General features: G+C 44.9%; 21 protein-coding genes. 5 read left to right on the top strand and 16 right to left on the bottom strand.

The window, feature by feature from the left end; translation table 11 throughout:
• Window positions 1-38: 38 nt before the first annotated feature.
• The 5 genes from GTH32_RS07720 to GTH32_RS07700 all read right to left on the bottom strand — a co-directional run bounded on the left by GTH32_RS07720 (window position 39) and on the right by GTH32_RS07700 (window position 7,571).
• Complete coding sequence (locus GTH32_RS07720) at window positions 39-2,315, bottom strand: TonB-dependent receptor domain-containing protein (protein WP_343033400.1); 2,277 nt, start codon at window positions 2,313-2,315, stop codon at window positions 39-41.
• A 196-nt stretch (window positions 2,316-2,511) separates the two neighbouring features.
• Window positions 2,512-3,570 carry a FecR family protein gene (locus tag GTH32_RS07715; RefSeq protein WP_163084665.1) on the bottom strand — a complete coding sequence of 353 codons (1,059 nt, stop codon included), beginning with the start codon at window positions 3,568-3,570 and terminating at the stop codon, window positions 2,512-2,514.
• Window position 3,571: 1 nt separating this feature from the next.
• Window positions 3,572-4,132 (bottom strand): RNA polymerase sigma factor, encoded by a 561-nt coding sequence (locus GTH32_RS07710; protein WP_163084664.1) that lies wholly within the window; start codon window positions 4,130-4,132, stop codon window positions 3,572-3,574.
• 167 nt (window positions 4,133-4,299) lie between these two features.
• Window positions 4,300-6,897, bottom strand: coding sequence for a TonB-dependent receptor plug domain-containing protein (locus GTH32_RS07705; protein WP_246223178.1), 2,598 nt, complete (start codon window positions 6,895-6,897; stop codon window positions 4,300-4,302).
• A 314-nt stretch (window positions 6,898-7,211) separates the two neighbouring features.
• Window positions 7,212-7,571, bottom strand: a complete 360-nt coding sequence (locus tag GTH32_RS07700; protein ID WP_163084663.1) for a Grx4 family monothiol glutaredoxin — start codon at window positions 7,569-7,571, stop codon at window positions 7,212-7,214.
• Between the two features lie 396 nt (window positions 7,572-7,967).
• Between GTH32_RS07700 and sodB the strand changes: the two genes are divergently transcribed.
• The 4 genes from sodB to GTH32_RS07680 all read left to right on the top strand — a co-directional run bounded on the left by sodB (window position 7,968) and on the right by GTH32_RS07680 (window position 13,560).
• Entirely contained in the window at window positions 7,968-8,552 is a 585-nt protein-coding gene (gene sodB, locus GTH32_RS07695; protein WP_163084662.1) for a superoxide dismutase [Fe], read from the top strand.
• Between the two features lie 153 nt (window positions 8,553-8,705).
• Window positions 8,706-10,628, top strand: a complete 1,923-nt coding sequence (locus tag GTH32_RS07690) for a PrkA family serine protein kinase (RefSeq protein ID WP_163084661.1) — start codon at window positions 8,706-8,708, stop codon at window positions 10,626-10,628.
• A gap of 72 nt (window positions 10,629-10,700) precedes the next feature.
• Window positions 10,701-11,987 (top strand): YeaH/YhbH family protein, encoded by a 1,287-nt coding sequence (locus GTH32_RS07685; RefSeq protein ID WP_163084660.1) that lies wholly within the window; start codon window positions 10,701-10,703, stop codon window positions 11,985-11,987.
• A gap of 85 nt (window positions 11,988-12,072) precedes the next feature.
• Window positions 12,073-13,560: a SpoVR family protein gene (locus tag GTH32_RS07680; protein ID WP_246223186.1), complete on the top strand. Its 1,488-nt coding sequence runs from the start codon at window positions 12,073-12,075 to the stop codon at window positions 13,558-13,560.
• An 11-nt stretch (window positions 13,561-13,571) separates the two neighbouring features.
• On the opposite strand, the gene GTH32_RS07675 is transcribed toward GTH32_RS07680, so the two are convergent.
• From GTH32_RS07675 to prmB, 3 genes are all read right to left on the bottom strand, one after another.
• Window positions 13,572-14,732 carry an MFS transporter gene (locus tag GTH32_RS07675; RefSeq protein WP_203565411.1) on the bottom strand — a complete coding sequence of 387 codons (1,161 nt, stop codon included), beginning with the start codon at window positions 14,730-14,732 and terminating at the stop codon, window positions 13,572-13,574.
• A 65-nt stretch (window positions 14,733-14,797) separates the two neighbouring features.
• Window positions 14,798-15,895 carry a chorismate synthase gene (gene aroC / locus GTH32_RS07670; RefSeq protein ID WP_163084658.1) on the bottom strand — a complete coding sequence of 366 codons (1,098 nt, stop codon included), beginning with the start codon at window positions 15,893-15,895 and terminating at the stop codon, window positions 14,798-14,800.
• A 9-nt stretch (window positions 15,896-15,904) separates the two neighbouring features.
• Window positions 15,905-16,840 carry a 50S ribosomal protein L3 N(5)-glutamine methyltransferase gene (prmB, locus tag GTH32_RS07665; protein WP_163084657.1) on the bottom strand — a complete coding sequence of 312 codons (936 nt, stop codon included), beginning with the start codon at window positions 16,838-16,840 and terminating at the stop codon, window positions 15,905-15,907.
• An 87-nt stretch (window positions 16,841-16,927) separates the two neighbouring features.
• Here prmB and smrB point away from each other — a divergent pair, with 87 nt between their 5' ends.
• Window positions 16,928-17,521 carry an endonuclease SmrB gene (gene smrB / locus GTH32_RS07660; RefSeq protein ID WP_163084656.1) on the top strand — a complete coding sequence of 198 codons (594 nt, stop codon included), beginning with the start codon at window positions 16,928-16,930 and terminating at the stop codon, window positions 17,519-17,521.
• Between the two features lie 18 nt (window positions 17,522-17,539).
• Here the strand turns inward: smrB and GTH32_RS07655 are convergent, their stop codons facing one another.
• From GTH32_RS07655 to GTH32_RS07620, 8 genes are all read right to left on the bottom strand, one after another.
• Entirely contained in the window at window positions 17,540-17,665 is a 126-nt protein-coding gene (locus tag GTH32_RS07655; RefSeq protein ID WP_163084655.1) for a DUF3149 domain-containing protein, read from the bottom strand.
• Window positions 17,666-17,966: 301 nt separating this feature from the next.
• Window positions 17,967-19,268 carry an ATP-binding protein gene (locus GTH32_RS07650; RefSeq protein ID WP_163084654.1) on the bottom strand — a complete coding sequence of 434 codons (1,302 nt, stop codon included), beginning with the start codon at window positions 19,266-19,268 and terminating at the stop codon, window positions 17,967-17,969.
• Window positions 19,265-20,608, bottom strand: a complete 1,344-nt coding sequence (locus tag GTH32_RS07645; protein WP_163084653.1) for a sigma-54-dependent transcriptional regulator — start codon at window positions 20,606-20,608, stop codon at window positions 19,265-19,267. The genes GTH32_RS07650 and GTH32_RS07645 overlap by 4 nt, the downstream gene beginning before the upstream one ends.
• A gap of 12 nt (window positions 20,609-20,620) precedes the next feature.
• The gene (locus GTH32_RS07640; protein ID WP_163084652.1) at window positions 20,621-21,829 is read right to left on the bottom strand and encodes an ABC transporter permease; all 1,209 of its coding nucleotides are present in this window, start codon (window positions 21,827-21,829) and stop codon (window positions 20,621-20,623) included.
• A 9-nt stretch (window positions 21,830-21,838) separates the two neighbouring features.
• Window positions 21,839-23,152 (bottom strand): ABC transporter permease, encoded by a 1,314-nt coding sequence (locus GTH32_RS07635; protein WP_163084651.1) that lies wholly within the window; start codon window positions 23,150-23,152, stop codon window positions 21,839-21,841.
• Window position 23,153: 1 nt separating this feature from the next.
• Window positions 23,154-23,894, bottom strand: a complete 741-nt coding sequence (locus GTH32_RS07630; RefSeq protein WP_163084650.1) for an ABC transporter ATP-binding protein — start codon at window positions 23,892-23,894, stop codon at window positions 23,154-23,156.
• Between the two features lie 15 nt (window positions 23,895-23,909).
• Window positions 23,910-25,163 carry an efflux RND transporter periplasmic adaptor subunit gene (locus tag GTH32_RS07625; RefSeq protein WP_163084649.1) on the bottom strand — a complete coding sequence of 418 codons (1,254 nt, stop codon included), beginning with the start codon at window positions 25,161-25,163 and terminating at the stop codon, window positions 23,910-23,912.
• Window positions 25,164-25,844: 681 nt separating this feature from the next.
• Window positions 25,845-26,596 (bottom strand): transposase (locus GTH32_RS07620; protein WP_246223177.1); only part of this gene is annotated, 752 nt, incomplete at its 5' end.

The raw sequence follows: 26,596 nt of genomic DNA, 5'->3' as shown, positions 1-26,596 counted from the left end.
TTTGCCGCTTTGTATTGCGCCGCATCACTGCGACCTAACTAGGTAAGAATTTCGATATCCTCGGCAGTAAGCGGAATGGCAGATGTGGTACTGATTCGATCGGATAATTGAATATTGAAATAATCCACGGTTGCAAAGGCGCGCTCATTTATTTGCATAACCAGGCCAAGGCTAAAATTAATAGACTCTTCAGGTTTGAGGGCATCAGCGCCTAGCTGTTGCGATATTAAGTCTGTTGGCGGGAGCGTAGCTTGATCTTCAAGGCCATTAGCTGCATACGCAGTGGTAACATTAATTACATTGCTTTGGCCAACGGTGGGGGCCTTAAATCCTGAGTTTACCGACCCTCTAAGCGCTACCACATCATTAAACGTATAGCGGGTACTTAGCTTACCGTCAAAGGTCGCCCCGAAGTCGGTAAAGTGCTCCACTCTTACCGCAACCGCAAACTGCCATTGCTCTTGCAAATAAAACTCTAGATCTGTGTATAGCGCCCAGTTATTGCGGTTCCAATGCCCCGCAGATTGAGGCTGGTAACCGGGAAAACCGTTGGAGCCAATAGAAAAACCTTGGGATAATCCGGTTTGTTCATTAAATGCGAAAGGGCCCGCCATATAACTTGCTTCATCGCCCGCCCCTTGATAATAGCTTTCCCGTCTCCACTCTGCGCCCACAGCTATGCTGACAGGCTCTTCGAACACTGTTTGCACCAGTCGCGCTAGATCTAAGTTAAAGGTGCGTTCTACCTGACTCACTGCGCCAGGTGAAAACGACAAGGGTGTATCAGGGCCTAATGATGGATTAACCGTTTGTGACAGCGAATAGGTGATATTGGAATACCCAACACTACCGCTTATATCCATCGCCCAGCCGCTATCTAGTTCGAAACGAAGCCCAGAGGTAATGGAAGCATCAGTGATTACTCCGCCAAATTGAGGTGTGAAGCCCCCCGGAAACCATTCATTAAAGGCAAAACAGTTTTGGCCAACATCGGTAGTATTATCAGCGATCTGTTGGTAAAGAGGGATAGTCAGAACATTCGTGTCTTCAAGCAATATGGTTGGACACGTAATGCCCTGCCCTAGGCCGTCTAAATCGGCAATTAGCAAGGTAGATGCATTGGTTGTCTGATCAGTGTAACTAAATACTCCCTCTCGAGTTTGAGGGTTACGATAATAAAAGCCACCGGATATTTCTCTGTGGGCATAAGTAATAGTGGTGTAAGCATCAATATCTTCGGCAACGTGCCAGCCGCTATTAATGGCCCCTTTTATGTCTTCATCTACATCTAAGGCTCCCCACACCTGTGCGGGGTTATCTACGAAAGTATTTCCCAATTCACCTAGCCTTAACGCGTCACCCCGCTGCACAGAACGCGAAGTGCCTTGCTGCTGACGATATTCGATTGTGGCGTTGAAAAAACCCTTGTCTCCAATTGCAAACCCTTTGTTCGCTTGCAATTGAAATAGCTCGCCGTCCCCTTCGGAGTAGCCCCCAGTTTTAAGTGCGATACTGCCTTCACTTGGGCTATCTTTTAAAACGAAATTGATAACCCCGGCAATGGCATCTGAACCATATTGAGCAGCTGCACCATCGCGCAACACTTCGACTTGTTTTAAAGCATACGCTGGAATAACGGAAATATCTGGCCCTTGCGCTCCGTCGGAGACACCCCCTCCTAAAAACGTAATAACCGCAGAGCGATGACGTCGTTTTCCATTCACCAGCAGTAGCGTGTGATCCGGTGCCATACCTCTTAAATTAGCCGGTCGTACTAAACTCGTCGCATCATTTATTGGCTGGTCGTTAACATTAAGCGAAGGCACCAACCTACTTAACATCGACAAAACATCTGTATTGCCCTGGGACTGTAGTGCGTTGGCGCCGATAATATCTAAAGGTACTGGCGACTCCACCACACTACGTGGAGAACTGCGCGTGCCCACTACTGCAATGCGTTCGAGCCCATGTTCTTCTTGTTCAGGCTGCTTCTCTTGTAATGCTTGCTTCGGTACTTGTTTAGCCGCTAAGGCGTTTCGTGAACGAATACTGACTTGCCCATTTTCGTCAGTAACCACCGCTAGTTCAGTGCCATCTAGCAGGCGCGCCAATGCTTCATTTAGAGTAAATGTGCCGTTTAACGTATTTGTGCGTACCCGTTTTGCTAAATCAAACGGAAATAACAACGTGGTATTGGCCTGTTTCGCCAGTTCCGTAAGCGCACTATTTGCGTTTTGTGCAGGAATGGAAAAAGTTATAACCGTGCTTAATGTAGTGCTTTGATCTGATTGTGAAGAGGAAGACTGGGCGTGCACGACGCTGCTGCTCAATAATAAAAGCGAGAGGCACACAGCCACGCGACAAGAGTGCTGAACTCGCCGCGCTAAAAGTATATTTGCTAATCTTAAATAGTTAAATTGCAAGTTTCGACGTCAGGTGTCTTGTTATTATTTTATAGTGTCACAAGGGGTGTCTTTATGCCAAACGAGGTTTATGCATCATTAAAACTTTTTACCCCTCAGCAACTGAAAGCTGAATACTGGTTTCAGTAACTTTCTCATATTCTATATTAAAGCTATTTCTGAGGGCTGAAAGAAGGCCATTAATATCGCCTACCTTAAAGTAACCGGCAACGCGCCGCTTTCTCAACGCTTCGTCTGAAATTGAGAAACGAACTTGCGTATAACGGCCTATTTCTTCAAGCACTTTTTCTAACGGTTCGCCTTTAAAGACAATCATGCCTTTTTGCCACGCTAAATCATCTTCAATAGCATCTTCGGTAAGGTTTTCTTTTGCCTCAACTTTGCCTTTCACTATCGCCTTTTCGCCTGCAAACATTAAAAGCCCTTGTTCAGCAATTGTTTTACTGCCGAATAAAGGTTGGCCATCGGGGTAAGGGTTAAATCGGTCGGCAACCAGAACCTTGCCATCGGTGACGACCAATTCAAATGCGTTGTCGTCAACAAATTGCATATTAAACGCAGTACCTACTGCCGTAACCGCATTATTGCCAGCGGTAACGGTAAAGGGCCGTGAAGTATCGTGAGCCACATCAAAATGCGCCTCTCCCTTTAGCAATACAATTTGACGGGCGTCGGCGGTGTAATTTATTGTTACCGTAGAATTTGTATTAAGCAGTAAACTTGAGCCATCAGCGAGTACAATATTTTTTTGCTCACCAATACCCGTCTCTACTTTTTCACTTACGCTAGCAATTGCTTGGCTATCATCTAGCCAAACCTGCTGAACCAACACGCCTACCGCTAAAGTCATAACCAGAAACGCAGCGGCAATACTCCATTTAGCACGGTTTCTTAATTGACGCGTGGCTTTCGCTTCTTTACTTGTATTGTGGCGTGGGAATAGCCCACTGAGTTCGTTGAGCACTGACATATCGTCCCATAAACTGGCTGCCTCAAGCAGTGCTTTACGGTGTGACTTACTCGCTTGTAACCAATTGCCAAGCGTATTTTTCTCGCTGTCGGTTAACCCACGATCAAGACGGCTAATCCAAAGACATGCCTGCTCTTGAATATCTTCTTTACTGGAAAATTGACGAATATTATTCATGTTAACTACGGCTTATGTCCTGAGTCGCATTACCAGATAATCGGGAGGGCGTATTATCCTTGTTTAACTCGGCTAAATAGCGCGAGCACAACATTAATCCTTTGGCGACATGCTTTTCTACTGTGCTTTCGCTCAGTCCCACCAACTCAGCGATATCTTTCTGCCGCATGCCATACACTTTTTTCAATAAGAACACGCGCTTCACGTCTGCCGACAAGGTATCGGTAGCCCGGCAAAAGTGAATAAAGCGTTCTTTACTTTCTACATTTTTTTCTAAACTATACCCCACTAATTCGTGGGGTAAAAAATCCATATCATCAACGCTTTGGTTATTTTTATTTTCCGCTTTAGCGATATGATTTAACGCCAAGTTACGGGCTGTTTTCACCATATAAGTACGTTCGTAACGTATCTCTTGTTTTAATTCAGCTTCATAACTTTTAATGAAGGCTTCTTGTACTATGTCTTCTATATCATCAGCGCCGACAATAGAGCTCACTGCTCGCATGAGCTTGGAGCGATATTTTAAGAAAGTTTCTGCGACTGTCGACTTTGTGGTCATATTTGTTTTATTTAGGTGTTGTGTTTTGCTTACATATTGGCATTCATCATGCCAACTTATGGGCGTTTTTGCATTATAAAAAATCCCATAGCCTTGCTAAATGAAAATAAAGGGAGCAATTGCTCCCTTTATTGAGGCTAGTTTAACTTAAAAGGTATAAACCCCTCTTACGTAGTAGAAGCCACCGTTAATACCAATAGGCGAAGTTGTTGGGTACAATGATCCTGCAATACCTGCGTATTGCGTATTGCGTATTGCGTATTTTCATCAGGGTACTCATCAAAGGCATTTTTCGCGCCTACCGTAAGAGTAAATTGTTCCGTGAAGTTATAGGCCGCTTCAAGGTCAACGGTAAATTCAGAACCTACTTTATCAATAGGAAGTGCTGAATCTAGGTGATCTTCAAAGATACTCCCGTAATAGTTTAAGCGCGCTAAGAAACGCCAATCACCATTCGTATGATTAGCCGTAGCGCTATAACGCACTGCCGGTAAGTTGTCTTCAAGCATACGAATACGTTCAGCAGAGATATTATCAGACGCTTTGTCTACTGTTGTCGAGGTCCAGTTGTAAGCCAACGAGAACTTAGTATCACCACCGAGCATTTCCATACTATAGTTGGCGACAACATCTAACCCTTCAGTTGTTGTATCAAAATCATTGGTGAAGAAGCTAATCTCTGAGAAGCTTGATGCATCATCAATACCTTGCGCTAACAATGTTGCGATGTCTTCCTCGGTTAGCTCAATACCAGAGGCCGTACTAATACGATCGGTTAGTTCGATATTGTAGTAATCTGCGGTAATGAATAAGCCATTATCAAACTCTGCAACCACACCAAAGGTAATGCTTTCAGACTCTTCAGGAGTAAGCTGCTCGCCCCCTTTAAGTTCCGATACCGGGTCGGTAGGAGGCAGGGTTGCACGGTCAATAAGCTCACCGTTAGTTCCAAACGCTGTGGTTACGTTGCGAACATTACTTTGTCCAAGCGTAGGAGCTTTAAAGCCGGTGGAGAATGCACCGCGAAACGCGATGTTTTCAAGGGCTTGCCAACGAAACGCAATTTTACCTTTAGTGGTGTCGCCAAAATCAGAATAGTCCTCGTAGCGCAGCGCACCTGCTAACATAAATGATTCCGTAATATAGGCTTCAGCATCCACGTAAAACGCAATATTGTGACGAGACACTTCACCTTGGCTGTTTGGCGCTAACCCGGGAAAGCCGTTAGAGCCAATACCAAAGTTCTGGGTGGCCAGTGGACCAATCTCATAAGAAGCTGGGTCTCCCGCGATGCTTTCATAGCTCTCATGGCGGTGTTGGAACCCCGAGGCAACAAACAAGGGTTCAAACAAGCCAATCTCAAAAGGCTTAGTAAAATCAATATCAAGGGTTTGTTCAGACTGGATGTAACGGCCTGGGCTGAATTCGAAAGGCGTATCTGGGCCTAAGGACGGGTTAATCGTGTTGCTGATTAAGAAATCAACTTCGTTTTCGCCCAAGTTAACGCTAACATCGTAGGTAATTTCGTTAGCCAACTCACCTTTGGTACCAAAAACCAAGGACATATCAGTTACCACACCGCCAAACCTAGGGGTAAAGCCACCGGGTAAAATTTCATTGAACGCAAAACAATCTGGGTTGTTTTGCACTTCATTAATATAGGTTTGGTTTTCTAACACGTTGTCGCCAACCCGTATATCTGTTGGGCAGTTGCCAGACATATCACCCGTAAGATCGCCCACCAACAACAACTGATAACCTTCATCTTCGCTAATTACACCGTCACCGTCGATATCTGCCGGCTCGATACCACCGTCATTTACGCCACCACGATTATGCGGGTTACGGTAATAAAAGCCGCCTTCTACTTCACGTTCGGCGTAGTTACCAAACATATAGGCCTCTGAAGAATCGGACAAAGCTAATCCTAAATTAGCAAAAAGCTTAATATCGTGCTTTATTTCAGGTGAGCCCCATATTTGCGCCGGATCGGCAACAAACGTATTGCCTGCGGCAATTAGGCCCGCAGCATCATCACGCTGGACACTGCGAGAAGTATCGTCGGCAGTACGGTATTCTGCAGAAAGGTTAATGAAACCATTTTCAGATAGTGGCAAGCCTATATTACCCGCCATCTGAATCATGTCACCATCACCTTCATAGTAAGACCCATAACGCGCTTCAAATGATCCCCCTTCTGAAGCATCGTTAAGTACAAAGTTAATTACGCCGGCAATAGCATCTGACCCATATTGGGCCGCGGCGCCATCCCGAAGGACCTCGACTTGTTTTAATGCGGCAGCGGGAATAACGGAAATATCTGGACCTTGTGCTCCGTCAGATAAACCTCCCCCTAGAAAGGTAATAACCGCTGAACGATGACGACGCTTTCCATTAACTAAAACTAAAGTATGGTCGGATGCCATACCGCGAAGGTTAGCGGGGCGCACCAAAGTAGAGGCATCATTAATAGGCTGATCGTTTACGTTAAATGAGGGCACCACTGTTTGCATCATAGATACCATATCGGTGGCACCTTGCTGCTTAAAATCTTCATCTGAAATAATATCGATAGGTACCGCAGAATCGCCGATTGAGCGTGGCGCAGAACGTGAACCTACTACGGCGATTTGTTCATAATCTTCAGCGGATTCTTTTTCAGCTTCCTGCGCCTGTGCGGGCGCAAAAGCGAAGACTGAAAATGCGGCAGAAGCCGCAAGTACACTTCGTACGTTTTTAGTCAATAATGACAAGTTTGTATTCATGGTGATTTCCCGGATTTACCCTTTAGGTCATTCAGCGTTTTATGACATGAAAATGAGCCCAGGGTTGTTTGTTATTTATACCTTCAACACTGACTTGAGATACGCCAGCACAGATCTTTTATAGAGCGTAAAATTAGGGAAAACAAACACTTTTAGCAAAATTAAAAATATATTTTAAATGCGTAGAGGATTTTGATTTGTGGACTGTCTATTACTATTTACGGAAGATTTTCACAGCAGATTTTGAGGCGTTTTCATCAAAAAAGCCGACTAAAAGCCGGCTTCTTAATCTCATTTAAAGTTTAACCGATGGCTTAACTTTCTTCATCTTCTTGCTTGTACTTCTCAGCTGTTTCTTTAATTAGGGGCTGCAATTCATTCTGCTGAAACATCTCGATAATGATGTCACACCCGCCCACTAGTTCACCGTCTACCCATAGTTGTGGAAACGTAGGCCAGTTAGCATATTTTGGCAACTCAGCACGAATATCTGGGTTTTGTAAAATATCAACATAGGCAAACGCTTCACCACAGGACATAAGCGCTTGTGAGGCCTGTGAAGAAAAACCACAGCTTGGTAGTTTAGGTGAGCCCTTCATATAAAGGAGAATAGGGTTCTCTTCGATTTGTTGTTTAATTCTATCAACAGTGGATTGGCTTTCAGTATTATCCATAGGATCCTCTCAGCGGAAATTTTATTCGTACTATATGGGAGTCGACGAATGTGAATTCAAGGCAGTTTAACACAAAAGTGCATGGGGATTCACCGCCCCCAGGAGCAAATACCTGCATTTGAAGGAAACAAAATAAGCCAGAATAAGGGGGCGAGTGTGATCTGTTCAAAGACGCTAACGCTACCTATAGAATGATACAGCTAAACTGTGTAATACTAAAATCGCAGCTTTTATGTATTTTTCATAAATTTGTCATTGAGTTATAAAATTTCATCCCTACATATATGACACGAGAGTGTGAGTGCAACGATGAGAATGTTGTACTATTATGAGCATCTGTGGCTCGCCGGACAGGCATAGCGAGCTAAACAACACAAAACCGAAACGGAGACCGATATGGCTTTTGAACTACCAGCTTTACCATACGAAAAAAATGCACTTGAACCGCATATCTCTTCTGAGACGCTGGACTACCACTATGGCAAGCATCACGCGACTTACGTCACTAAACTTAACGGTTTAGTTGAAGGTACAGACATGGAAAACAAAAGCCTTGAAGAAATTATCAAATCTTCTGAAGGTGGTGTTTTCAATAACGCGGCACAGGTTTGGAACCACACATTCTACTGGCATTGTCTAAGCCCAAATGGTGGCGGTGAGCCAAGTAGCGAACTTGCTGATGCAATTAACGCTAAATGGGGCTCGTTCGCTGATTTCCAAGCAGCGTTTAATGACAAAGCGGTAAACAACTTTGGTTCAAGCTGGACGTGGCTAGTAAAAACCACTGATGGCAGCCTAGACATCGTGAACACCAGCAACGCTGAAACACCGATTTCTGGTGAAGAGTACACGCCAGTGCTTACTGTTGATTTGTGGGAGCACGCTTACTACATTGATTACCGTAATGCACGTCCTAAGTACCTAGAAAATTTCTGGGCGCTTGTTAACTGGGAATTCGCTAGCGAGAACTTCGCAAAATAATCTTCTGTTAATCAGAGATTAACCGAATTACAAAGCCCGTTTACATAACGGGCTTTTTCATGTCAATCATCGCAAGTCTTATGTAAATTCCTCCCATTTTCTCCAATACCGTCTAAGCTGAAATTACGGGTGACCGTTTTTTTAGAGGTATTTATGGGGATTTTTGAACACTACCAAAACCGATATGAAGAGCGAAAGCAAGAAGAGTTCACAATCCAAGAATTCTTGGATATTTGTAAGTCAGATGCATCAGCCTATTCCAGCGCTGCGGAACGTTTACTGAAAGCCATTGGCGAGCCGCAAATGGTGGACACGTCCACCGACCCTGCACTTAGTCGTATTTTCTCCAACCGTGTGGTGTCACGCTATCCAGCCTTCAACGAATTCTATGGCATGGAAGAGTCAATAGAGCAGATAGTTTCGTATTTAAAGCACGCTGCGCAAGGGCTAGAAGAGAAGAAGCAAATACTTTATTTGCTAGGCCCAGTGGGCGGCGGTAAATCGTCACTAGCGGAAAAACTTAAAGCATTAATGCAAAAAGTGCCTATTTACGTACTGAAGGGCTCGCCGGTTAATGACCATCCGTTCTGTCTTTTTGATGCACAAGAAGATGGACATCTTTTAGAGCAAGAATATGGCATCCCAAAACGTTATTTAAAAACGATTATGTCGCCATGGGCACGCAAGCGCCTGCATGAGTTCAATGGTGATATTACAAAATTCAAAGTCGTACGCGTGTATCCTTCTATCCTTGATCAGGTGGGTATTGCGAAAACCGAGCCTGGGGATGAGAACAACCAAGATATTTCTGCGCTAGTGGGTAAAGTAGACATTCGACGGCTAGAGCAATTTGCACAAAATGATCCTGATGCATATAGCTACTCAGGCTCGCTGTGTAAGGCGAACCAAGGGCTAATGGAATTTGTGGAAATGTTTAAAGCGCCGATAAAAGTACTACATCCACTCCTTACCGCCACCCAAGAAGGTAACTATAATCCCACTGAGGGTTTTTCTGCCCTTCCTTTTGACGGACTCATCTTAGCCCATTCTAACGAGTCTGAATGGCAAACCTTTAAAAACAATAAAAATAACGAAGCTTTTTTAGACAGAGTCTATATTGTCAAAGTGCCCTATTGCTTACGGGTAAGTGAAGAGATCCGCATCTATCAAAAGCTGTTGGACACGAGCGAATTAAAAGGCGCGCCCTGCGCCCCCGACACCCTGGAGTGCTTAGCCCAATTCACTGTGCTTTCACGTTTAAAAGAACCAGAAAATTCTAGCATATTCTCAAAAATGCGGGTGTATGACGGGGAAAGCTTAAAAGACACAGATCCAAAAGCGAAATCGTATCAAGAGTACCGCGACTATGCTGGCGTTGATGAAGGTATGGAAGGGTTATCCACCCGCTTTGCATTTAAAATTTTATCGCGGGTGTTTAATTTCGACCATCAAGAAGTGGCGGCCAACCCTGTTCACCTTTTCTACGTACTCGAACGGCAAATAGAGCGCGAACAATTTCCACAAGATATCAGCGATCAGTATTTGGAGTACTTAAAAGGTTTCCTTATCCCAAGGTATGTGGAGTTTATTGGAAAAGAAATTCAAACCGCCTATTTAGAATCGTACTCTGAATACGGTCAAAATTTATTTGACCGATATGTTACCTATGCCGATTTTTGGATACAAGACCAAGAATATCGCGACCCAGAAACTGGCCAATTATTCGACCGTAGCGCATTAAATGCCGAATTAGAAAAAACTGAAAAACCCGCTGGGATTAGCAACCCGAAAGATTTTAGGAACGAAATTGTTAATTTTGTGCTGCGCGCACGGGCGAATAATGAGGGCAAAAATCCAGCTTGGACCAGTTATGAAAAGCTGCGAACTGTAATTGAGAAAAAAATGTTCTCTAACACAGAGGACTTACTTCCTGTTATTTCCTTTAATACGAAAGGCTCTGCCGAGGAGCAAAAGAAACACGACGACTTTGTAAATCGCATGAAAGAGAAAGGCTATACGCAAAAACAAGTCAGACTGCTGTGCGAGTGGTACCTGCGTGTTCGCAAAGCATCGTGAATAACATCGCGATCAGCCACGGATGGCCCAATACATGTAGAAAGTAGTTCACCTTACGATAAGCAGGTGTTTATGGCACATTTTATTGACAGACGCCTTAATAGCAAAGGCAAAAGCACGGTAAACCGACAACGCTTTTTAAAACGCTATAAACAGCAAATAAAGCGTGCGGTATCTGACGCTGTGGGTAATCGTTCGGTTACAGACTTGGAAACCGGTGAGAAAATTAGTATTCCCACCCGGGATATTTCTGAGCCTATTTTTCATACCGGTAAAGGGGGCAAACGAGAAATGGTGCACCCTGGTAATGACCAGTTTATCGCGGGCGATCAAATAGCCCGCCCCCCAGAAGGACAGGGACAAGGAAGCGGCGACGGCGATGCCTCAGACAGTGGACAAGGAGAAGATGAGTTTATATTCTCTATTTCAAAAGATGAATATTTAGACTTATTGTTCGATGACTTAGCGCTTCCAAACTTGAAGAAAAATCAGTTTGATAAAGCGGTGCTATATGAAACTTACCGGGCGGGCTTTCAAACCGATGGGGTGCCAAGCAATTTAGATATAGTACGATCGCTGAAAGGTTCGGTGGCCAGGCGCATCGCGCTTAGTGGTAGTGATAGAAAGAAATTAAAAGCCCTTGAAGAAGAACGGGATGAATTGGCCGCTAAGGGAATGGAAAATACCGATTACTACCTTAGCATTTCAAAAGAAATCGAACAGCTTAAAGCGAAAATCGCAAAGATCCCCTTTATCGATACGTTTGACTTACGCTTTAAAAATTATGACAAACGCCCTATCCCATCAAGTAAAGCGGTTATGTTTTGCTTAATGGATGTGTCCGGCTCTATGGATCAAGCCACCAAAGACATGGCAAAGCGTTTTTATATTTTACTTTACCTCTTTTTAACCCGCACCTATGAAAACGTGGAGGTTGTGTACATTCGCCACCATACCCAAGCGAAAGAGGTAGATGAGCAAGAATTCTTTTATTCGCAGGAAACCGGCGGCACCATTGTTTCTAGCGCGTTAAAACTAATGGATGAGATAGTGCGCGATAGATACAGCGATGCTAATTGGAACATTTATGCAGCCCAAGCATCAGATGGCGACAACTGGGCGGACGACTCTCCTCACTGCAGCGAATTACTGGTCAAACATATCCTTCCAAGGCTACGTTACTTCGCCTACATAGAAATTACTGAGCGCCAGCATCAAAGCTTATGGCGGGAATACGAAAGTGTAGCGCGGGTTTTCGATAACTTTGTATGTAAACACATTCAATCGCAAAACGACATCTACCCTGTATTTAGAGAGTTATTCAAGCGAACCGAGTTATCGAGCAACCAAGGAGCTTAGTATGGCAGCATCTCCCACCTATCAAACAGCATCCCGTCCCTCACAGGACCCCCATCGCCCTAAAGGGGGAAAAGGCGCTATTCACATGCTTGATGACGGACCAGACTGGTCGTTTCCATTATTATCACAATATGAGGCTGAAATAGACCGTATTGCTAAAGATTTCAAACTCGACACCTATCCTAACCAAATAGAAGTGATTACCGCCGAACAAATGATGGATGCTTACGCTAGCATAGGCATGCCTCTGCACTATACGCATTGGTCTTTTGGCAAAAAGTTTATTCAAACAGAACAACAATATCGTCGCGGACAAATGGGCTTAGCCTATGAAATTGTAATTAACTCAAACCCGTGTATTGCCTATTTAATGGAAGAAAATACCATCACTATGCAAGCGCTGGTTATGGCTCATGCCTGTTATGGGCATAATTCATTTTTTAAAGGTAACTACCTATTTAAAACTTGGACAGACGCTGATTCGATTATTGATTATCTTGTTTTCGCTAAACAGTACATTAGTAAATGTGAGCAAAAGTACGGTGTGGAGGAAGTGGAAAGTATCTTAGATTCCTGTCACGCGTTGATGAATTATGGTGTTGATAGGTATAAAAGGCCGCAAAAAATATCCTTACAAGAGGAGCAAAATAGGCAAAAAGAACGTGAAAGCTATCTACAATCTCAAGTTAATGAACTTTGGCGTACCCTGCCTGAGCATCGCGATATAAAAAAAACCTCTGCCCCTCGCTTTCCTCAAGAGCCCCAAGAAAACCTATTGTACTTTATTGAAAAAAATGCACCTTTATTGGAGCCTTGGCAGCGCGAATTGGTTCGCATTGTGCGCAAAATGTCTCAATACTTTTATCCGCAAAAACAAACCCAAGTAATGAATGAAGGGTGGGCGTGTTTCTGGCATTACCACATACTTAACGAAATGTACGACCAACGTTTAGTTAGCGACCGGTTCATGATGGAGTTTCTACATAGCCACTCCAGTGTTGTCATGCAACCTGAATATAATAGCCCCTACTATTCAGGGATTAATCCCTATGCACTAGGCTTTGCCATGTTCATGGATATTAAGCGGGTATGCGAGACACCCACTGATGAAGACTATACCTACTTGCCCACCATTGCAGGAAAAGATTGGTTGGAAACCGTCCACTTTGCGATGGAAAACTTTAAAGATGAGAGCTTTGTTAGCCAATTTCTATCGCCTAAGTTAATGCGCGACTTTAAGTTTTTTGCGATTGAAGATGACAGTAACCAGCCCCACCTTAATGTTTCAGCGATTCACGATGAAAGAGGATATCAGTACATTCGAGAAAAGTTATCAGCGCAATATAACTTAAGTAACCTTGAGCCTAATATTCAGGTGTATTGTGTTGATGTAAGAGGCGATCGCTCACTTACTTTGCGGTATATTTCACAAAACGATATTCCTTTAGCGTCTTCAAAAGATGAAGTAATGCGGCACTTACACCGGCTTTGGAAGTTTGATGTGAAGCTAGAGCAAGAGATGGCCGATGGTAGCATAAAGCCGCTCGCTGAATGTAAGCGAGCGGAAAGCTAGGTGCCTGGCAATTAGCCCATCTCTTTTTTCTTACAAAGTAGCAAAGATAAAGCTCCTATGACAGAAAACGCCGCGGCGGTGGTAAAGGTAACAAAAGCATTATTCCCCTGATCCCACTGTTGACCTGCCATATAGTTACCAAGAGCGCCGCCAAACCCAAAGGCGACGCTAATGTAAATAGCTTGGCCGCGGCTATGAAACGAAGGGGGCAGGAATTGATGAATAAAGTGTACCGATACCGCATGGGTTAAGCCAAAGCTAAGAGCGTGAACGAGTTGGCTTATTAATATTACCCACATTGATTCTGCTAATGCGCCCAGCGCATACCAGCGTACACCGGTTAATATCAAGCTCGCAAAAAGTAGATTCCACACACCAAACGCTTGTATAAGGCGGCTGGCCAGCAAAAATATGCCCACTTCGGCCAACACGCCTAACGCGATGAAAATACCGGTTTGTTGTCCGCTGTATCCTAAGTCCCGTAGATAAAGCGCAAAAAAACCATAGTAAGCACCAAAACTAATTTGAAGGCAGGCCGATGCGAAAATAAAAACGGCAAAGGGGCGCTGGCGTAAATACTGCCAGATATGGCCGCTGCCCGTCGTTGATGTGTTTTTTACCTGTGGCGCGCGTATAAACAGGGCAGTGATAAATAACAGCGATAGTACGCCAACACTCGCATAGACAGGTGTTTCGCTTGAAAATACGTCTAACGCTTTGCCTACCGCCATGGTTAGACAAATGAACCCAACGCTTCCCCACAATCTTATCTGCCCATACGTTGCGCGGCTTGTAGCCACAGACTGCATAGTGATCACTTCAAGCTGAGGCAATACAGCCGTCCAAAACATCATCATTAAACCGAACGATAGGGTTAACCCCCAAAAGCCAGAGAAGTAGAAAACACTACAGAAAGTCACCACGGTTAAAAAGCAGCCTAAGCGCAACACGGCAACAGTGTTACCGTTTTTATCTGCTATACCGGCCCAGAGGCCAGGCCCTAATATACGCGCAAGAGTAATGACCGCGAACAATTCGCCTATTTCGGCAGAGGTGAACCCTCTACCATCGAGAAAAATGCCTAAATAGGGAACGAGCACGCCTAATTGACCAAAATACAGCCAGTAAGTTAAGGCGAGAATAATAAGGTGTTTTGAACGAACGAGAGACAATGCACAACTCCGTATGCAAAAACGCCATAGACCGAAGGCCTATGGCGTTAACAATAGACAAAGGCTTACGCTTTGCCAGCGATAGCTTGTGTTGAAGACTGAACGCCAGCATTCTGAGCACGATGGCGAAGAAGATGATCCATAAGTACAATGGCCATCATAGCTTCGGCAATAGGTACTGCTCGAATACCAACGCAGGGATCGTGACGACCTTTGGTAACAATATCTATAGACTCATTATCTTTATTGATGGTTTTACCCGGTACTGAAATACTCGACGTAGGTTTTAGTGCCATGTGTACTTCAATATCTTGCCCCGTGGAGATGCCTCCTAATACGCCACCAGCATGATTAGAAGAAAAACCTTCAGGTGTAAGAGTATCGCGATGTTCACTGCCTTTTTGGTTTATGACGTCAAAGCCGTCTCCAATTTCAACCCCCTTCACAGCGTTAATACCCATCATAGCGTGGGCTATTTCTGCATCTAACCTATCAAATACAGGTTCGCCTAGGCCTACCGGTACATTCTTGACAACTACGGATACTTTAGCCCCTATACTATCGCCTGACTTTTTAAGGTCGCGCATGTATTCATCTAACGCCTCTAATTTGCTTTCATCAGGACAAAAGAATGGATTGGTATTTGTAATGCTATGGTCTACTTTGTCTACTGCAATAGGGCCTAGTTCAGATAAATAACCTAATACTTCGATGCCATGAACTTCTTTAAGGTATTTTTTCGCTATACCACCTGCTGCAACGCGGATCGCGGTTTCACGGGCCGAGGAACGCCCGCCACCACGGTAGTCACGGCTACCGTACTTCTGGTCATAGGTATAGTCGGCATGGCCGGGGCGAAAGCGGTCTTTAATGTTGCCATAATCTTGACTACGCTGGTCCTTATTTTTGATCAAAAGACCGATACTAGTACCCGTGGTTTTTCCTTCAAACACGCCAGATAAAATTTGTACTTCGTCATCTTCCCTGCGCGCCGTGGTGTAGCGAGATGTACCCGGTTTACGTCTGTCTAAATCGACCTGAAGATCTTCTTCAGTAATTTCAAGGCCCGGAGGGCAACCGTCTACTACACCACCAATGGCAATGCCGTGGCTCTCACCGAATGTAGTTACAGTGAAAAGTTTTCCGAAGCTGTTACCTGACATAATTAACTATTAATCCTTACTACTAAAATGCGTTACCAGTGTATCTTTGCTCACGGCAAAAATACCTGAACCACCGTTTTCAAATTCTAACCAGATAACCTCTAAACCAGGGAATCTGCGGTTCATATGTACTTCACTATTGCCTACTTCTACAAATAGCCAGCCACCATCATTGAGGTAAGTGGGCGCTTCACGTAGCATGATATCAACCAACTCTAACCCGTCTTCCCCGGCGGCAAGTGCGAGTTCCGGCTCATGGTGATATTCATCGGGCAAATCTGCCATATCTTCTGCGTCAACATATGGCGGGTTAGACACAATAAGGTTGTACCTTTGCCCCGTTAAACTTGCGAAAAGATCGGACTGAATAGGGTAAACACGATGGCTTAAACCATGCTCTTGAATATTGATATCTGCTACTTCTAATGCATCAGAGCTAATATCTACCGCATCAACCTGTGCATCTGGGTACGCATGCGCGAGCGCTATAGCAATACAACCACCGCCTGTACACATATCTAAAATACTGGAAGGTGACGATTCTAAAAAAGGGGCAAATTCGTTTTGAATAAGTTCGGCAAAAGGTGAACGAGGAATAAGTACCCGTTCATCTACATAGAAGGGCAAACCACAAAACCATGCTTCATTGGTTATATATGGCAAAGGCATACGTGTTTGGACACGCTTTAGCACAAGCTCTGCTACTTTTTCGCGTTCGCTTTTAGTTAAGCGAGAAGCAAACAAATTACTGCTTTCTTGCACCACCAATGGGTGCGGTAAATGCAACGCTTGTGTTACGAGACTTACCGCCTCATCCCACGCGTTGTCGGTACCGTGACCAAAATATAACGCAGCATCATTAAAGCGGCTTGTGGCCCATCGCACCATGTCTTGTATAGTGTGCAAATCTTCGATGGCTTCTTCTAAGTAAAACTTGTCGGTCATGAGGCTTGGGTACATCAGGAATATGAAAACTGGTATCATACCCAAAGATAACGCTCGCGCCCACGTTAATTTGCCAAATGGTTCAGAATGAAAGCATTTAAAAAAGAACTAAAAGCCATGAAGAAACAGCAGACACCCACAAAGGTGGAAGAATCCAACTTTTCGTTTGCTGATGCCATGAAAGGCGTGACACCCATAGAGCAAGACAAAATATCACCCGATAAGGTTGCGGCCTTGGCCCAGAAGAAGCGCCAAGCAGGAGTGCATAATGTAAAGCGAAGCAAGCACTTAGCTGCTAGCTTTAGCTTTTCTGATATGTATCAAGCTGCATTACCTACTGAAGGGCCTATGCGGTATTGCCGCGAAGATGTCGCTACTCATGTATTAAAACAACTAAGACGCGGTGATTTCTCACCAGAGTTTATGCTGGATTTACACGGCATGACGCGAGAAACAGCGAAAGCTGAAATAGCTGCGCTTATTCATACGGCCCGCAAAGAACTCATCGATTGCGTATCCATTATGCACGGCTTTGGGCAGGGCGTATTAAAAGCAGCTTTGCCCCATTACTTAATACAACATCCTTATGTAAAAGCATTTCATCAGGCGCCATTAGAATACGGGGGACAAGCCTCATTATTAGTACTAATTGACGTTCCCCTGCCCAATAGCAAACTTTGATGTAACCGCTTTTATATTTTATTTATCTGCATCTGCGCTGTTGTGCATAAACAGGTACGTATAATACACCATCATACCTACAATAATGCCAATACCCAGTAGAGAGCCCCATACCACAGGGTCTTTAAGCATAGTTAGCAACATGATTCGTTCTCCTCGATTAGCTGACATCGCTATGTTAGCTACTGTAAAAAGAAACGAATCTGATCTAGATCAAAGAGGGAATTCATCTTATTTAGCCCCCGTTATTCTGTTGATCTGAATCAATAAGTAAGAAAGAGAGAATAAATGAAAAACTTGGCCAAACGCTATTGCAAATAATTATCATTTACAATAGTATGATTCCTGCCTGTTCGACGTTGGGTAAAAAACGGTCTTGGCTTAGCGTCGTAGGGGGAAGACGCCCGTCTTCCCCCTTTTTTTTAAAATCTAATGCAACCTAGATTTACCTGCCTGCATCGCCCTCGAAAATAACCCTTACGCATAGCCCTTTTTGTTGTCTGTTTTGGATAACAAGATGGCCACCATGGGCATCACATATTTCACGACACAAGGCCAACCCCAATCCGCTGCCATTCGCTTTGGTAGAATAAAAAGGTACAAGGGCATTTGTCATCACCTGTTCGCTCATACCCTTGCCAGCATCTAACACTTCTAATACCACGTGGGAATTCTGCTGTTTAATGACTAAGTGGATGTCTCTTGGTGAACCACCCGCTTCATGGGCATTTTTCAGCAAGTTAATAAGTAATTGCTCAATTTGCACGGCATCGGCGTGCAAATTCACCGGCGTTGGCATATCCAGGGTAAATTCATATTGCTGTTTTAACTGTGCTATCACACTTGTCCACTCAATGGGGGCAAACACAGGTGTGGGTAACTTAGCGAATTTTCCGTAGCCTTGGACGAATTGATTAAGATGAGCAATTCTTTCTTCAATGGTTAGAAACACCCGCTCTAAACGGGGGTCTTGGTTTTGATTGGCGACGATTTTTCCGCTATGCAGCAGACTGGATATTGGCCCTAACGAGTTATTGAGTTCATGGCTAATCACGCGGATCACTTTTTTCCAAACTGATACTTCTTGACGGTTTAGCTCGCGGGTCATTTGCTTGAGAATATAAAGGGTGTGCTGCTGGTTATTAAGTAAAAATGTGCCCTGCGCCAAATGCCAGGTTTCGACGCCCTTTTCATCTTGCGGTAAGGTGAACAACCCTTCGCGGCTGTCTAGCATGACTTCAACTAAAGCGCTGGGTTGCTTTGAAAGCAAACGGGGCAAAGAAAGCCCTTCAAGGCGCTGATTTACCGCAAAAAAGTCTCTGGCTTGATGGTTACTAAACACCACGTCGTTTTTATCGTTCACTAATAGCAATACATCAGGTGAGCTTTGCAATACTTTATCGAGCATTAATTCCCGCTGATGCAACCATTGCTTTTCTTTGCGAAGTGATTGCGCTGATGCATTGTAAAGGGCGCAGAGGTGAGCGAATTCGTCGGTGGTGGAACATGCCAATGTGGCGGCATATTCCCCGTCTTTAAAGTTGAGTAACCCTACCTCTAACGCTTGAATATTCTGGCTCATCGATTCAGTGGCCTTGTACACAACAATGGCACATAGCCCAAGCGCACCCAACACACAAAGTATCTTAACCCCTAGAGACAGCGGGGTCAGATAGAGCATAGGCGACAACCCTATAGCCGTCGCACTCAGTGACGCTGCTACCAGCTTGGTTCTAATAGATTTCACGATTTATAGCTTATTTTGTATTTATCGAGTCGCCGGTAAAGCGCCTGTCGCGACAGCCCTACATGTTTCGCCACTTGCGCAATTACCCCATTGTAACGCACTAAGGCGGCTTGAATTTCCGCCTTGGTAGGCTCGCTTCCGACTTTAACCAAAACGGTGTCTTCGCTATGGCTACTGGGTAAACCAAACGCGTCGGCGTTTAACGGGCCATGTGGATGTAAGATATCCACTCTGCGGCATGCATTTTCTAGCTCTCTCACGTTACCGGGCCAAGGGTATTGAGTAATGGCCTGCTTTCCCGTTAAGCTAATTTCCCGGTTAGGCAAAAAGTGTTGAACCAGCGCCAATGCATCGTCACCCCGCTCGCTAAGTGGGGGCACATTAATTTCGATAACATTAAGGCGATAAAACAAATCCTCACGAAAATGCCCGTTTGCGATATCACTGGCTAAATCTGCGTTCGTGGCCGAGATAATACGCACGTTGGTATGCTGAGTTTTTACCGAGCCTAATTTTTCAAACTCGCCGGTTTGCAATACGCGCAACAGCTTGACCTGCCCCGATAAGGGTAAGGTACCAATTTCATCTAAAAATAGAGTGCCCCCGTTAGCGGCTTCAAAGCGCCCTATTCTGGACTTGTTCGCACTGGTAAATGCGCCGGCTTCAGCACCGAACAATTCAGCTTCAATCAGTTCTTGAGGCAGCGCGCCCGCATTGACCTTAACAAAAGCCGCATGACGCAACGGAGATTGAGACTGTATGAGTTCGGCGATTTTTTCTTTGCCGCTACCGTTTGGCCCTGTTATAAGCACGGGTACATCGGACTTGGCCACCTGCAACGCCATATCTACCACTCGCTGCATTGCTGCGCTTTCATACACCAATCCCACACTGCGAGCGGCCTGTTTAGCGCTATCGTAAAGGGTAGACTGCTGTTTAACTGATTGATGAGTGGCCGAGGCTTCACCGAGGGCGATTAAGTTGTTTACAGTGGTGATTAACTTCACGTCATCCCACGGCTTTGGGATGTAGTCTGCTGCGCCGGCTTTCACCAACGCCACCGCATGCTCCAATTCGGTCCATGCGGTAATAAGGATAATCGGCAATAGAGGGTTTAGCTCTCTTAGCGCAAAAAACAGCGTTTTGCCTTCTTCGCCAGACGTGGTATCGGCGCTGAAATTCATGTCCTGAAGCACTAGGCTAATCGCTTGATAGTTTACGATTTGTAACGCCTCTTTCGGTGTACTAGCCGTAACAACCTGGTAGCCGTGGATTTCTAAAAGTAATGACAAGGCTTCCAACACCGCAGCGTTGTCATCAACAATTAAGATTTTTTTCATTCATCTGCGCTCTTAAATACTACGAGTGGCGATACTCGGTGAAAAATTGGCGGCACGCATTGCCGGCACAATAACGGCGAGTAAGCTCATTACGCATATTCCAACAGCCGTACCGATAACAAATTGCATTTCTAGGGCATTAATGGAATAGGCGTTCATTAATACGCGCCCTAAAAAGAACGCCGCAAATGACCCTATCACCAAACCTACCGTGCATATCATGGCATTTTCTACTAAGAAATAGCGAATAATATCCGACTTTCTTGCCCCTAATGCCCGACGTGTACCAATTTGCTTCGTCCGTTTACTTATATTGAATTGCGTAAGGCCAAGAATACCCAGCGCCGTAACTAGCACTAAAATAACCACTAAAACCATCAACATACGCATCATCAGCACATCGGTGGCATCGTAGCTATTTTTGCTTTCCTCCAGCCCTTCAATATTGATTATCACCCGCTGGTCATACTGGCTTAGCATTTTGTCTTCAATCACCTTCATCACACTGTCGCGCTCAGACGCCTCGGTTCTCACCATCACGCGGTGAAAATTTTGCACATTAATAAAAGGAATAATGCTGGTTCTGCTACTTCGATCGCCTCTCGGCCAGGGGCTTTTCATTGTCTCAACCACGCCAATAATTTCTAGCGGCCTGCTCGACACATAAATAGTTTTACCCAGTGCCGACTCACCTTCAAACATCTCTTGCGCATAGGCTTGAGAAACAATAACGGTGTTGGGACCATGTCCGTCAAAATCGCTTCCAATAACCACCTCTTCCGGCCGAAAATTCCGCCCTTCCAGCAAGGTAACCCCAAAGGTGTCAAGTGTATGTTCATCGGCGTAATAGTAGGCCAGTGACAATGATTTCGATTCTTCTGGCGGTGGGCGTAGATGACTTGAGGTGGACGAACCGCCCCCGGTTAACGGCACCGCTTGAATAAACACGGCATCTATCACGCCTGGAATACGGCGAATCATGTCTTCATCTCGTTCTGCTTGTTGGTGCAAATCGATGTCTTTGCCAAATGTCATAAGACCAAAGCTAAATATCTCCTGCTGCACAAAGCCGGTATCTTCTTTCAAATACGACAGGTGATCGTTAATCATAAATGCGGCATTGCTGACCACAGCCGTTGTTAGCGCTATTTGTAAAAACAATAAAATAGCCCCCACTTTTGAGCGACGCAGTGCATTAAATATAGGTTTAATTTCTAGCATGATACGCTCCTATTGGCTTTTGAGGTAAATGGCAGGTTGGGTTCTACACACCAGCCATGCAGGGTACAAACCCGCTATGAAACTTGCCATTAAGGCAATGGTAGGCGCCGCTAACAGCAGAGAGACATCCATGGTAGCTAGGGCTTCATAATATCTGTTGGTAGTACGAACGCCCCACAGACCAAGTTGCGCAATCACAATACCCAAAATGCCACCGGCTAAGCCAATAACAGACACTTCCACAATATGCTGCGCAAATATGTGCTTCTTACTGGCGCCAAGGGCACGGCGTACGCCAACCTCAGGCGCTCGTTTTAGAAATTTAGCCAGTAATAAGCCCAATATATTCGCTACACAGACAAGCAAGAACATAAAGCTCAAGCCAACGAGAATACGATTGTCCTCTGAGACCACCTGATTGTATTTTAACCATTGGGTGACGTTACGAAGGGCGTATTGCAAGTTATCGCGATTAAACCGGCCTTTCGATTGCTGATCTTCCATATAGGCCATTATCAACGCACTAAACGCTTCTTTTTCGGCCGCCGTATTAAGCTGTACCCAAAATTGCACCCAGACCAATTCAGATTGCAATAAGCTTTGGTAGCCATTTAAGGTTTCGTGTTTCCACCCATTGGTATTTCCCCACGTCCCTATTTCTTCTAAAGGCGCAATAGAAAAAGGCACATAAAGTTTTTCTGGGCTATTAAACGCACCGTTATTTAAATCGTAATACTTGATGTGGTGATCCCAGTCTTCAACCACACCGACAATACGATAGCTTTTATTGTCTAAATAGATGGATTTGCCCACAGAGTTCTGGCCATTGAATAAGCGGTTGTTAATGGATTCGGAAATAACCACGACATAGGGTTTGCTTTGTTGTTCTTCCTTCGACCAAGGCGCCCCAAAAATGAAGGGCCGCTCAAAAATGGAGAAAAACTCTTGATAAACAAGACGGGCAGGTTCCATGGTGGGCTTAACGTCAGGGGTATTTAGGTGCACCGAAAAACCACTACGAAAACTCGGGCTTCTAGGAAAGTCTGCGTCTGCGTTGTAGAGGTTTATGGCATCCTGATAAGTCAGTTGGTAAGGAATATTATCATCTGTATGCCATTCGCCGCCTTCATCCATAATGTTTAACTGAGGAAAATGAATGGCCTGACTTTTGTGAGGGATAGGATCCATCGACATCATGTGAAACACAGAAAGGCTTGTCATGGTTAAGCCAATACCTATTGCAATGGCAAACACCATTAATACGCTGATTACAGGCGTACTCTTGATACTTCTGATGCTTAAATCGATATAGTGAAGAAACATATTAGCCTCCCACTACGCTTTCATGGGCGCTTTTTTCAGGGGCTGAGGCAGGCGTTGCTGGCTTCCCTTGATAAAAGGTTAAATCGGCCAATTCCCCGTCTACCACTTGAATATTGCGAGGGGCTCTACGGGCCAATTCAGGGTCGTGGGTGACCATAACGATGGTGGCGCCATTTTGGTTAATCTCTTCTAATAACTCCATAACTTGGCGCGCCATAAGGGTATCTAAATTACCCGTAGGCTCATCTGCCAGCAAAAAACGGGGTTTTCCGGCGAGCGCTCTGGCTATCGCCACCCGTTGTTGTTGCCCACCAGATAGCTGCTGAGGTAAGTGCCTGGCGCGGCTAGCTAGCCCCACCTGTTCTAAACATTCTAAAATTCGCACTTTACGTTCTTTTGCTGGTACCCCACGGTATCGCAAAGGCACTTCCACATTTTCGTAAATATTTAAATCAGGAATTAGGTTAAAACCCTGAAAAATATAGCCTATTTTTTGGTTGCGAATATCCGCGCGCTGATTATCAGACAAACCACCAATGTCTATACCGTCTAATGTATATTGCCCTGACGTAAAGGGTTCTAATAACCCTGCAATATTTAAAAAGGTGGTTTTCCCCGAACCCGATGGCCCCGTTACCGCAATAAATTCGCCTTCGTTCACCGTAAGAGAAAAATCTCTTAATGCATGGGTTTGTACACTGTCTGTTTGGTATATTTTGCCTACGTTGTGCATGGTTAACATTGTGTGTTCCTTGTTTTAGCGTAACAGCACCGAAGGCGCTTGGTTAAATTTTTCATAATTAGAAATGACTATTTCGTCGCCTTCATTCAGGCCGCCTAAAATCTCTATTTCGCGCATACTGGTTGCCCCTATTTGAATAGCCACACGTTCAGCTACATCGCCATTCACTAAATAGGCCGTATGTCCCCCTGCCTGCAAGAAGCTACCTCGCGCCACCTTTAATACATCTGTTTTGCTTTCCAGCAGAATGCGAGCAGATACCTGCTGATTTTGACGAATAGACTGCACACTGTTCTCAGGAAAGCGAACCCTTGCTGTTACTTGCCGTTCTACCACCTCTGGGGAAATAGAAACCAGGGTACCAAGTACTGTTTGCCCTCCCATGGTGAGCTCAACGTCCATGCCAATACCAAGATCGCCCGCGTAGCTTTCGGCCACATTAAGCTGTGCTTCATAGGCGGAAAGGTCCACTAGTGTCATGAGTAATTCGTTTTTGGCAACAAGGGCATTGGGTTGAATACGCACATTCCCCACCACGCCAGACACAGTGGCTTTTATCTGCAAATTGGCCAATTGACGGGCTAGTTCTGCTACCACTAGCTCCTGCCTAGCCACTTTCTCTTCGGTGGTTTTAAGCTCAAAAGCCAGGGTATCGGTTGCCAATTCAATTTCGGCAAGCGCATGCTTGTGGGTCACTTTCGCTCGCGCTAAATTATCTTGTGCCTCTTCAAAATAAATTTGGCTAATAAGGTGGTTTTGAATGGATAAGGACGCCCGTTTGTCTTCACGCATTGCTGCATCAAGTTCAACTTTTGCCAAATCTGCTTGCTTGTTAAGTAGCAACGTTTGACGCCTAACATCCAATTGCTGTCTGGCGAGATCGCTGCGTAAGCTTGCAAGTACCAGTTGCTCCTGTTTCAGGTTGCTTTGCAATTCAGGGGAGTCAACAATGGCCACAGTGTCTCCCACTTCAATAAAATCCCCGGGGGTCACTTTGAGTAACACATAGCCTTGCTCTGGGCTATAAACCTGCGGCGCGTTAGCGGCAATTATTTTACCCGTGGTCACAATATCTCGGACCAAGTCGCCCTTTGACACCTTGTGTACTTTTAATGAGGATTTCGCTACAGAAATAGCCGCAGGAGGCGCAGAAACGGCCACGTACCCCATGCAGACAATGGCAATCACACACACGCTAAAAACTATCCAAGGCGTGCGGCGACGCTGCTGCTTTACCACGACATCTTGACTACTTGTATCCTTAATCATCGCTTTGCCCTATATCCCTTGTTTTTCGACATTGGCGAGAACCAAGCCAACAATCAAAACCAAAATTGGAAGACTTATGTAGTGAAAAAGCATCATCATCATGGTCTAGCCCTCTGAATAGTGAATGGGTTCGCTAACAGACATAGCCCCTTGCTTACCTTGTTGCGAGTCAATGCAATCCAGTTACACAAGAACACGTACGCTCATTAGCCGTTTTATTTTTCTTACAACGACTAATACGATTTACATGCCATAATTTAAAGCACTGATAAATAGTGATTTTTTAAATACAGGAAATAGAAAAGTGTCCGCAGCGGACACTTTTGACTGTCCGGCAGAAACCGCGGACGCCTCCCCCCTCATGGACACCCACCCCTCCCTTAGACACCCACCTCACCAATGGACATCCACCTCCCCCCTCCCCTTACAAACTATTTGTACATAGGCGGAGTTTGTGGCTGTCTTAAATTCTCTTTGGTGAGCAAGTTAAATAATTAGATTGGTGGGTGTCTATTAGCTGTAGCTAGCGCTATTAAGTACACGGTTCATTGAAACGCTTCGTATTGGCAGTGCATTGTTTATCTTCGTTTTAGGAACAGAGTTTGGTGTATATCTCGATTGAGTGTGAGGCTTGATAGAGGGTGTGTACTATAAATGTTGATAGGATATAGCGTTATTTTCCTAACCTGCTAACTTGCTGTGGGTTATTGCGACGCTTATACGGGTCGAAAATTCTGATTCTATGCCGTTGACGAGTTTGTCCCAACAATCCAGTTGTAACCCTGTTCGTTGCAAGAGGGGGGCGCAGTGAGAGGGAATTACGCCTGGTTTATCACAACGAAGTTGACGCCCCGTGTGCTCCACAAGGGCGAGGTAGTCGGCCAAAACGAAGGGAAGCCCTTTTACGTTAGTGGTGCGCTGGTTGCCCGTAAATGGCATTAGCTTGCGGGGCTGTTGGTTATTCTTCGCTGCTTTGATACGCCGTTTGACACTGGTATACGCTGCTTTTTCTGGTGTGGCGGCTTTACCTGCTCGGATTGGATTTAAGTCAACATAGGCCATGCACGCCAGTAATGCGGCCTCATCCAATAAGGCTTGAGATTTAAATCGGCCTTCCCAAAAACGGCCCGTACATTCATCTTCTTTGTTCGCCATTCTCGCAATATACTCATTTAGATGGCGCATAAACCAACTAATATCATGTAATCGTTTGCGGTATATATTCGCACACAGTATTACACTATCCCGCTCTGCCTCTGACATTGTGTTACGCATGCGCACATCGACGTACTTTCGGGTCAGCAGCGTACCTTTATGAAGCTTATGCCACCGCCTAAGCACCTCTTCATGGCTTAATGCTTCGGCTTTTTGTTTATCAACATGTAAAACTACATGGGTATGATTGCTCATTACAGCATATGCGCAAATGTCTA

This window comes from Alteromonas profundi, from assembly GCF_010500865.1.
Lineage (GTDB): Bacteria > Pseudomonadota > Gammaproteobacteria > Enterobacterales > Alteromonadaceae > Alteromonas > Alteromonas profundi.
This window is presented reverse-complemented; position numbering and strand designations above follow the sequence as displayed.

Bases quoted from the DNA above. Each gene is read 5' to 3' on its own strand.
- GTH32_RS07715 (WP_163084665.1), bottom strand. From the start codon at position 3,570: ATGAATAATATTCGTCAATTTTCCAGTAAAGAAGATATTCAAGAGCAG.
- GTH32_RS07710 (WP_163084664.1), bottom strand. From the start codon at position 4,132: ATGACCACAAAGTCGACAGTCGCAGAAACTTTCTTAAAATATCGCTCC.
- GTH32_RS07705 (WP_246223178.1), bottom strand. From the start codon at position 6,897: ATGAATACAAACTTGTCATTATTGACTAAAAACGTACGAAGTGTACTT.
- GTH32_RS07700 (WP_163084663.1), bottom strand. From the start codon at position 7,571: ATGGATAATACTGAAAGCCAATCCACTGTTGATAGAATTAAACAACAA.
- sodB (WP_163084662.1), top strand. From the start codon at position 7,968: ATGGCTTTTGAACTACCAGCTTTACCATACGAAAAAAATGCACTTGAA.
- GTH32_RS07690 (WP_163084661.1), top strand. From the start codon at position 8,706: ATGGGGATTTTTGAACACTACCAAAACCGATATGAAGAGCGAAAGCAA.
- GTH32_RS07685 (WP_163084660.1), top strand. From the start codon at position 10,701: ATGGCACATTTTATTGACAGACGCCTTAATAGCAAAGGCAAAAGCACG.
- GTH32_RS07680 (WP_246223186.1), top strand. From the start codon at position 12,073: ATGCTTGATGACGGACCAGACTGGTCGTTTCCATTATTATCACAATAT.
- aroC (WP_163084658.1), bottom strand. From the start codon at position 15,895: ATGTCAGGTAACAGCTTCGGAAAACTTTTCACTGTAACTACATTCGGT.
- prmB (WP_163084657.1), bottom strand. From the start codon at position 16,840: ATGACCGACAAGTTTTACTTAGAAGAAGCCATCGAAGATTTGCACACT.
- smrB (WP_163084656.1), top strand. From the start codon at position 16,928: ATGAAAGCATTTAAAAAAGAACTAAAAGCCATGAAGAAACAGCAGACA.
- GTH32_RS07655 (WP_163084655.1), bottom strand. From the start codon at position 17,665: ATGTTGCTAACTATGCTTAAAGACCCTGTGGTATGGGGCTCTCTACTG.
- GTH32_RS07645 (WP_163084653.1), bottom strand. From the start codon at position 20,608: ATGAAAAAAATCTTAATTGTTGATGACAACGCTGCGGTGTTGGAAGCC.
- GTH32_RS07640 (WP_163084652.1), bottom strand. From the start codon at position 21,829: ATGCTAGAAATTAAACCTATATTTAATGCACTGCGTCGCTCAAAAGTG.
- GTH32_RS07635 (WP_163084651.1), bottom strand. From the start codon at position 23,152: ATGTTTCTTCACTATATCGATTTAAGCATCAGAAGTATCAAGAGTACG.
- GTH32_RS07630 (WP_163084650.1), bottom strand. From the start codon at position 23,894: ATGTTAACCATGCACAACGTAGGCAAAATATACCAAACAGACAGTGTA.
- GTH32_RS07625 (WP_163084649.1), bottom strand. From the start codon at position 25,163: ATGATTAAGGATACAAGTAGTCAAGATGTCGTGGTAAAGCAGCAGCGT.